This is a genomic window from Lancefieldella parvula, assembly GCF_963547875.1.
Lineage (GTDB): Bacteria > Actinomycetota > Coriobacteriia > Coriobacteriales > Atopobiaceae > Lancefieldella > Lancefieldella parvula_D.
The window spans coordinates 1-8444 of sequence record NZ_CAUUSI010000028.1 but is presented as its reverse complement, the minus strand read 5'-3'; the positions used below and the strand labels follow the sequence as shown (position 1 = coordinate 8444).

Annotated in this window: 8 protein-coding genes; 1 reads left to right on the top strand and 7 read right to left on the bottom strand. The window is 45.1% G+C overall.

The annotated features are described in order from the left end of the window. Positions 1-275: 275 nt before the first annotated feature. From RWJ96_RS06665 to RWJ96_RS06645, 5 genes are all read right to left on the bottom strand, one after another. On the bottom strand, positions 276-935 hold the full coding sequence (locus RWJ96_RS06665) for a Pr6Pr family membrane protein (RefSeq protein ID WP_314019604.1): 660 nt from the start codon (positions 933-935) through the stop codon (positions 276-278). A 201-nt stretch (positions 936-1136) separates the two neighbouring features. Further along, entirely contained in the window at positions 1137-1454 is a 318-nt protein-coding gene (locus RWJ96_RS06660) for a nitrous oxide-stimulated promoter family protein (protein WP_314019603.1), read from the bottom strand. After that, positions 1454-3154: an ABC transporter ATP-binding protein gene (locus RWJ96_RS06655; RefSeq protein WP_314019601.1), complete on the bottom strand. Its 1701-nt coding sequence runs from the start codon at positions 3152-3154 to the stop codon at positions 1454-1456. The genes RWJ96_RS06660 and RWJ96_RS06655 overlap by 1 nt, the downstream gene beginning before the upstream one ends. After that, a complete protein-coding gene (locus RWJ96_RS06650; RefSeq protein WP_314019599.1) occupies positions 3154-4890 on the bottom strand; it encodes an ABC transporter ATP-binding protein/permease in 1737 nt (578 codons plus the stop codon). Before RWJ96_RS06650 ends, RWJ96_RS06655 begins: the two co-directional genes overlap by 1 nt. A 145-nt stretch (positions 4891-5035) precedes the next feature. Beyond that, a complete protein-coding gene (locus RWJ96_RS06645; protein WP_314019598.1) occupies positions 5036-5584 on the bottom strand; it encodes a GNAT family N-acetyltransferase in 549 nt (182 codons plus the stop codon). A 117-nt stretch (positions 5585-5701) separates the two neighbouring features. Here RWJ96_RS06645 and RWJ96_RS06640 point away from each other — a divergent pair, with 117 nt between their 5' ends. Further along, positions 5702-6025 carry an HIRAN domain-containing protein gene (locus RWJ96_RS06640; protein WP_314008173.1) on the top strand — a complete coding sequence of 108 codons (324 nt, stop codon included), beginning with the start codon at positions 5702-5704 and terminating at the stop codon, positions 6023-6025. 55 nt (positions 6026-6080) lie between these two features. On the opposite strand, the gene RWJ96_RS06635 is transcribed toward RWJ96_RS06640, so the two are convergent. After that, a complete protein-coding gene (locus RWJ96_RS06635) occupies positions 6081-7076 on the bottom strand; it encodes a WYL domain-containing protein (protein WP_314019597.1) in 996 nt (331 codons plus the stop codon). Positions 7077-7210: 134 nt separating this feature from the next. After that, positions 7211-8338, bottom strand: a complete 1128-nt coding sequence (locus tag RWJ96_RS06630) for a 5-methyltetrahydropteroyltriglutamate--homocysteine S-methyltransferase (protein ID WP_314019596.1) — start codon at positions 8336-8338, stop codon at positions 7211-7213. Positions 8339-8444 lie beyond the last annotated feature (106 nt).

Below are 8444 nucleotides of genomic sequence, written 5' to 3'. Positions count from 1 at the left end.
AAGGAATTTAACTATCGATAAATTTAGTATCTACGGAACACACCTAAGTCAGATAATCTGCTCAAATGCGGGCATTTTACACACCTAATGAAGATATTCTGCATGATTGAGGTATTTTCTGCGTCATGTATACGTCTTTTTAACAGATTATCCGACTTAGGTGTGTTTTGAACTGCCTCCTATTTCTTATGTCCAAGAAATGGGAGGCAGTTCACAAGTGCCGAGCGCTGTGCAATCGCTTAAGGTTTTAACCTCGCTTTGACTATGCAGTCCGTTTAGTTCTCAGCCTTCTTGATCTTCTCGCCAAGTTTTTTGTCAATGACGACGTAGAGGTAGCCCAGGGCAACAAAGACAACAATCAAAATCACAATGGTCAAAGCAACTGTTGGGACTCCTAGCTTGTCAAAGTCCATAAATCCATAAGGCCAGCGAGACTTCTCTTTAATCTGCACGCCAAAGCCTAGGACCAAAACGATAATGTACGCAAAATACGTGAGCGGATACAAAGGCCAGATCAGAGGCTCTTTGAAGCCCATAGTTGGCTTCTCGTCAAAGAGCAGCCAGTCCAAAACGGCGCAGATAGGAATCACATCATGCAGAATAAAATTGTTGAACTTAAAGACGCCGTTGACAAAGACCTCGCCATGGTCAAGCAGGAAGTAAGCTACCAGGCCAGTTACGGTAATGCCCAGCATAAGCGTGTGCTTGACCGTTGGCATCCATGGCTTCTGAGCAGTCTCGGGATGCTTGTAAGCCTGGAATAGCGCACCCCAGAAATAAGCAACAAGCAGCAGGTTAGAGATGTTGGTGAAGTAATACAAGAAAGAAACGCGGAAGTTCATTCGGAAGACGCCCGCAGAATCACACAGTACAAAGGTGCCAATCACAGCAATACATAGCTTAAAAATAAATGACGCTTTCTTAGATTTAATCAACGCAGTACCTCCTTCTGTAAAGCGAGAGGTCACTGTAAACCTAACGCGCCGCGACAAAAATACGTAATTCTCAGAGTTAACAGTTATGTTTCAAATGAAAAAGATTCAAAAAAATGCGGTCTTCTCACTTTTGGCGAGAAGACCGTGAAATGGCGAGAAAATCGCAGATGTCAAAGGTGTACAAGGCCAACTAGGGCTGCGTTACTGAAGCGCGTGCTTGATTACAAGAATTGGATGGTGTAGGAGCAGTCGAGGTCCTGTGGATTTCATGACCTCTTTAACGCGAGCGCGCATCTCTTTGCTATAGCAATGCGATTTGCATTTTGAGCAAAACGTCTTTGTCTCAATGTGAGGACAGCGGTCCACACGCGTATGCGCATACTTCTCAAGCTCAGCGCACTCGTCGCACAGAGGTTCGTGGGCTTTGGTGCGATGGTACTTCTCGCAATAAAAACGAATCATGAGCGAAATAAGATCTTTTTCTTTTTGACGTTTCTGCGCAATTTCTTCAGGTGTCATCAGCTCACTCGTCCCCCATCAACGGTGTAAACAACATCTGCAATTCCCATGGTAGAAGCCCTATGAGAGACAAGAACCACGGATTTGCGCTCAGTTTCTTTATCAAGCGAGCGCAAGATAATTGCCTCGTTTAGGCTGTCCAGATTGCTGGTTGGCTCGTCAAGCAACATGAGTGGCGCGTCATGCAAGAATGCGCGAGCAAGGCCAATGCGCTGGCGCTCTCCACCAGAAAGCGAGTCACCAAGCTCTGCAACGGGCGTGTCGTAACCTTGAGGCAGCGTGGAAATGTACTCGTGAATTGAAGCCTTCTTGCACGCCTCAACAATCTCTTCATCCATTGCGTCAAGCTTTGCAATGCGGAGATTGTTCTTAATGGAATCGTGATACAGATGCGTATCCTGCGTCATGTAGCTCTCAAGATCGCGCAGGTTAGAGGTATTAACCTGCTCCAAAGGGGTTCCAGAAATCTCAATGGCACCAGGCGTTGCTGGCCAGAAACGCATCAAAAGTTTTAGCAGTGTAGACTTGCCTGAGCCGCTCTTTCCCACAATTCCCACGATCTTATCGGTAGGAATATCCACGGAAATGTTGTCCAGAATCTGCTCGTTATCATACGCAAATGAAAGCTCAGATACACGCACACCTTCATAGGAGATGTCTTTTTGACCCACTACATCTTTAACCAGGGGCTGCTCGTCCAAAATATCCAAAACACGATTGCCTGCAGCAAACGTACTGGTCAGGGTTGTACCAAGTGCAGCCAAAGCCACAACAGGCCCAAACGAACTCATCAATGCAATGGTGACAATGAAAGCTTCATTCATAAGAATCTGCTGGTGATAGGCCAGGTAGAACGAACTAAAGAACATGACTAGTGTTGCGGCAAGAATGACCGTTGAGGTGACAGCATCGTTGACACCAAATGCTTTCTTAACTGCCTGCTGTCTGTCGCTTAACTGATCAGCTAACTGACTTGTTTCCTTAATCATCTGCTTACCAGTGTTATATTGCAGAATCTCGTCAAGACCACGCAGGTTATCAAGGGTAACCGTCGAGAGTTTACCAGCAAGATCTCTTGCCTCAGCAGAGTCTTGCTCGGAGCGCTTAGACATAGCAAGCGGAATTGCCACGCCAACTATCAGGTAAGAAACAAGTGCAATGACGCCTAAAATCAAGTTGGTAGTACCTGCAATAAACCACACCATAACAACGCAGAACACAACCGCAATGCAGATAGGCGAGATAGTGTGTGCATAGAAAACCTCGAGCAGCTCAATGTCTGAAGTAATGACGCTCATCAGGTTGCCCTTATTTTTGACCTCAAGTTTTGCTGGCGCAAGCTTTCTTAACGCCGTGAACACGCGGTCTCGAATAAGCGCAAGTAGTTTAAACGCAATAAAGTGGTTGCATTCCTGCTCGGCATAGCGCAGCAGACCGCGGACCAGGGCAAACAAAAGCATGCCACCAAAAAGCAACGCCATAGGAGAAGATGAAGCAAAGCCCATAGCGCTGAGCAGCGCATATGCTCCAAAAATGCTGATGAACGTGGCGGCAAGGTTACCCAAAACGCCCATCAAAATTGCAAGTATCATAAAGCCAGCCAGCGGACGAACCAGCCCCACCAGCCTCAACATAATGGTGAGCGCACTACGGCGAGAAGTACGTGCAGTTGTGGCGCTGTTCTTAACTTCTGTTTTCATTACGCCTCAACTCCTTTCACATAATTCTCAAGCTCAGTCTGGGCCTGCGTCATTCGTTTGTACTCGTCATTTGTTGCAAGCAACTCTTGGTGCGTTCCACTTCCAACAACACGACCATGCTGCATAACAACAATCTGATCAGCATTTTTAACGTTTACTAAGCGGTGAGAAATTACCAGCACCATCTTTGTCTGAGCAAGCTGGTGAACCTGCTGCATAATAACGTCTTCACTCTCAACATCAATATTTGAAGTAGCTTCATCAAAAATGTACATCTGGCTATTGTGAAGCAAGGCTCTGGCCAGTGCTAATCTCTGACGCTGACCACCAGACAAGTTGGAGCCCTTCTCGGCAACTGGCGCGTCAAGTCCACCCAAAGACTTTACGAACTCAGCAAGATTGACCTGTTCAAGGGCGTGCCAGAGCTGTTCTTCAGTTGCCTCTGGATTACCCATGGCAAGGTTAGAGCGAACGCTTCCCATAAAGAGATGTGCTTGATGGCCAATATACGTAACGTTTTGAAGCAAATTCTGGTCAGAAATGTCTGACAAACTGGTATTTCCAAACAGAACATCTCCAGAATACGAGCGGAGTTTTCCGGTCAGAAGTGATGCAATTGTTGATTTTCCGCAGCCTGACTCTCCTACCAGGGCATTCAAAGAGTTAGCGCGCATTCCAAAAGAAACATTCACCAAGACGGGTTTCTCGCCGTCGTAAGAGAAGGAGACATTGCGCAGCGTTAAATCACTGGACTCGGGAACTGTCTTGGTTCCCTGCTCGCGAACAGGCATATCAAGCAGGTCAAAGATCTTGTCCGACGCTGCCATACCGTTCATGGCAATGTGGAAATAACTGCCCAAAAGACGCATAGGCAGGAAGAACTCAGCCGAAATCAAAATGACAAAGACGCCTTCCCACATAACGAGGAGGTGGTCATTTACCTGCTGAATTGCAAGAATTGTACCAAGTGCGCTTCCACCAAATGCAACAACGTCCATCACGGTGATGGAGTTGAGCTGCATGGTTAGAACCTTCATGGTAATACGTCTAAAGTGCTCGGCTTCCTCGTTCATCTGCTTGTGTTTAAAACCATCAGCCTTGTAAATCTTTGCTGTGGTCAGACCCTGCAGGTTCTCCAAAAACGTATCGCCAAGCTGAGTATACTGGCCCCAATACTTAGACAAAAGCTTCTTAGCAAACTTCTGGATAAGAACGATGGTCATGGGGATAAGCGGAACAAATACCAGCAAAACAATGCCAACTACCGGACTAATAAAAAGCAACGTCAGGAATAGTGTCAGTGGCGCTAAAGCTGCATAGAAGAACTGTGGTAGATACTGCGCAAAATATGTCTCAAGTTGATCGACACCCTCAACTGCCAGCTGAACAATTTCACTGGTAGCATATGAGTTCTTGTAAGAAGGACCAAACTCTAAAAGCTTCTGATAGATTTTCTCGCGAAGGGTCTTTTTAACCCTTTTTGCTGCGTAAAAGCTTGTCTTGTGCTGAGCAAGTTTGCAGAAATACCTAATCACAATAGCAATAAGGCAGAGTGCAATAAACACCAACTGCTCTTCGAGGACAAAATAATCCATGAACAAAGCTTCTATCATTCTTGCCAGAGAGTACATAAATACAATATTGGCAAGCAGAGCAATCCACTGGTAGAGCACGGTCAAGCCAATATATTTTTTACTCTCCTCAATGAGGGCAATGAGGCGTTTATTAATCATCATATGCAGACTTCTTTCGCTTTTCTTACAAGCAGAATCTTTAATCCACTAACTGTTTTACTTACTTTACATGTAGTTTTGTCGTTGCATATACGAGTTTGCCTTATGCAACATTTAAAAACAATACACAAAATAGCGAGAACAACTGCTATTTTTGAACACGTTCCCAGTCCACTTTTGTGAGCATTGATATACCAAACTGCTCTTCTTTGCCTGTGTACTTATTAAAGTCTGTAATAGTACCCATCTCCGTGAAGCTGCACTTACGAGCCACTGAAGCAGACTTTTTATTGCGCTCAAGATATCTAATAATTACCTGGTCAACACCATGTTCTTCAAATGCATATGCGGTAAGAGCTTGAGCACCCTCAGATGCAAACCCTTGCCCCCAATAAGGACGACCAATCCAATAGCCAATTTCTGCCTGATGCAGCTGTTTTGAGGAATCCTTTGGATCAGGAATTTCTTCAAAGTCCAACGACATTGAACCAATTAGATGACCGGTCCTCATGTCTTTTACGGCATAACAGGACTTATCGGACAGCACGTTTGCAAGAACCTGCTTGGAATCTTCTAAAGTTTTGTGAGGTTCCCATCCACAAAGTGGACCAATTTCTGGATCTTTTGCCAATTCATAGAGCTCATTGGCATCAGATGCATGCCATGGAATAAGAAACAATCTCTTAGTTGTAATCATATAAGCTCCCTTTAAATTTTTTACTGCCCTACAGCTTTCTTATACTGTCCAATCTGTTGGACACTCATGCTTTTTAACTTCTCTACTCTATCCTTAACATCTTCTAAGGAGGCTCTTATGTATAGTCCTACAAAACTTGTTGATTCCTTTGTTATTTCCGGTCTTCCCTACTACGACGCTCCGCTTATTTTTGATCAACTTAAACTTGGTTCAGATCTGACCATTGTTCCTGAACGCGATAACCCTTATGACCCAGAGGCTCTTGCTCTGTACTCTAATGACCATAAGCTGGGTTTTGTTCCTAGAGAAAACAACTCTCTCTGGAGTACTCTGCTCTTCTACGGACATCAAAACATTATTACCTGCAAGATTACACAGCTCAGCGATCACCATGGTCATCTTCTCGTTAAAGCAGGCCTTTACGTCATTGATGCTCGCTAATTGGTACTCGTGAACTGTCTGGTTTAGCCCGTCCGTTTTAGCCCGTCTTCGCCGTTTAGCTAGTCCCTTTCTGTGTTTGGTAGCTCTGAAGAATTCCGCTCAAGTACTCTTGGTATTTCTGCCTGGTCTTCTTTGGAGCTATCAGTTCTATATCTGTTCCAAATGTTGCAAGCCAACCATAAAACGTTGGAGCTTCCATTACAGAAACATGTACGTCAGCTGTAGTTCCATCAGAACTTGGATTGTTCAAAATAATGTTCTTGCCAAAGCGATCATATACTGAGCACATTACGCGCTCATTGACACGAAGTGTTACCTCAACAACCTCGCCCGAATACATGCCAAAGACACGCTCTTGATACTTATCTATATCAAACTGTTTGATTTGCTCGTTAACCGTGGCATCAGTATCAGAGACCTCAAGTCTAAACATGCGGTCCACGCGATAATTGACAAAGTTTTGATGCTTATCGTTCCACACAATAAGATAGTAGAAATCGTCAATATACGTAAGTTGAACAGGCGTTTCTTCTCTTACGGGAAGCTCTTCAATAACCTTATCTTTAAAGCCTTTCTTGCGATACTTAAACGAGACCTTTTTCTTCTGCAAGAGTGCCGTTTGAATAGCATTAAGCGCATAAAACACAGACTCATTTTGCGACTTAATGCGACCTTCAACATGGATGCGCTTCTTCAGCGTGTCAGAGGTAGACTTCCCACCTAGCTCTCCAATAAGGCTCACCAGGTTATTTGCCTTGCGCTCCGTCAAAAACTTTGATGACTGCACAGCGTCTGCCATCAACATGAGCTCCTCAGCCTGAAACTTCCTGGTTGCTAGGCCATACTCAACAGGATGGCGCTGATAAGACTGGATGTCGTAGCCAAAATTCTGCAGCGATTTGATGTCGTCATAAAGTGTTTTACGTTCCACGCTTAGCCCGCGCTCTGCCAGCTTTTCAATAAGCTGAGGAGTACTTAAGCCATGGTCATCGTCAGTTTCTTCCTCAAAAATTTTTACGAGGTGCAAGCAGCGGGTCTTCTCGCTTGGCATACTGCCTCCGAAGTCTAGCTCCAATAAAAAAACTCCTGTCCATTTTAGTGGACAGGAGTCGAGAAGAACGTATGGTCAGAAACTCTTCGGTAAACGGTGCATTATCTGCAAACTAGCCGTAACACAACTAACATTTAGCCCCAAACCTCTTCAGCAATTTCTTTCACAAGCGCAATCTTTGCCCACTGCTCATCTTCGGTGAGCTTGTTACCAATCTCGCAGCTTGCAAAGCCGCACTGGGGAGAAAGGCAGAGGTTCTCCAGAGCTACGTACTGAGCTGCCTCATGAATACGCTCAATAACCTTGGCTTTCTCTTCCAGCTGGGCGTGCTTAGTGGTGATCAGACCAAGCACAACCTTTTTACCAGCTGGAACAGAAGCCAGAGGCTCAAAGCCACCGGAGCGATGATCATCAAATTCTAAGAAGAAAGCGTTTACGTGCTCTTGAGCAAGAAGAGCATCGGCCACATCGTCATAGCCGCCCTCGCAAGCCCAGGTACTATGGAAGTTGCCACGACAAACGTGCGTGTTAATAGTCAAGTCAGCTGGAGCTGCATCAAGAACGCGGTTATTAATCTCCAAGAGCAGTGCCTTGATCCTCTTAAGACCCTCCTGGTCAGCGCCAAAGAAAAGCTCTGCACGTGGGTCAACCAGCACGCCCCATGAGCAGTCATCAAGCTGAAGATTACGACAGCCTGCAGCATATGCCTGCTCAATAAATGTGCCATAGCCAGCGACAATGTCTTCAAGAAGGTCCTGGTCGTTGGCATAGTACTTGTTAGTCTGCTCGCGGTTCATGGGCATAATGAACTGCTCAATAAACTGCGCAGGTGCAGGAATAGTAAGCTTGGCAACGGTTGTCTCGTCCTCAAACTGCTGAACAAAGCGGAAGTGCTCTATAAAAGGATGCTCTTTAATGAGCTCCACTTTTCCTACGAGGAAGGTGTCGTCAATCTCTGCAATCTCATCGTGGAAAGGAAGTCCAGTATTAGTTGGCGCATGACCAATACCTTCGAACGCCCACATAAAATCAAGGTGCCAGGTTGCACGCCTAAACTCACCGTCAGTAATAACTTTAAGGCCTGCCTGCTTCTCCTTTTGGATAAGCTCTGTAATAGCTTTGTCCTCTACTTGCTTGAGCTCATGTGAATCAATCTGACCTTTTTCAAACTGAATACGAGCCTGCTTAAGATTCTCTGGACGAAGAAAGCTGCCAACAACATCAAAGCGATGTGGAGTAGTTTTATCATTTTTGATTGCCATAATGACCCCTTAGAACTGCTTACGAGAAACCAGTATGACAATCAGCACTTCACTTGTGAAATACAAATACTTAACTAATTCATATAGCTAAAAACTATATCTTAAC

Bases quoted from the DNA above. Each gene is read 5' to 3' on its own strand.
- RWJ96_RS06660 (WP_314019603.1), bottom strand. From the start codon at position 1,454: ATGACACCTGAAGAAATTGCGCAGAAACGTCAAAAAGAAAAAGATCTT.
- RWJ96_RS06655 (WP_314019601.1), bottom strand. From the start codon at position 3,154: ATGAAAACAGAAGTTAAGAACAGCGCCACAACTGCACGTACTTCTCGC.
- RWJ96_RS06650 (WP_314019599.1), bottom strand. From the start codon at position 4,890: ATGATGATTAATAAACGCCTCATTGCCCTCATTGAGGAGAGTAAAAAA.
- RWJ96_RS06645 (WP_314019598.1), bottom strand. From the start codon at position 5,584: ATGATTACAACTAAGAGATTGTTTCTTATTCCATGGCATGCATCTGAT.
- RWJ96_RS06640 (WP_314008173.1), top strand. From the start codon at position 5,702: ATGTATAGTCCTACAAAACTTGTTGATTCCTTTGTTATTTCCGGTCTT.
- RWJ96_RS06635 (WP_314019597.1), bottom strand. From the start codon at position 7,076: ATGCCAAGCGAGAAGACCCGCTGCTTGCACCTCGTAAAAATTTTTGAG.
- RWJ96_RS06630 (WP_314019596.1), bottom strand. From the start codon at position 8,338: ATGGCAATCAAAAATGATAAAACTACTCCACATCGCTTTGATGTTGTT.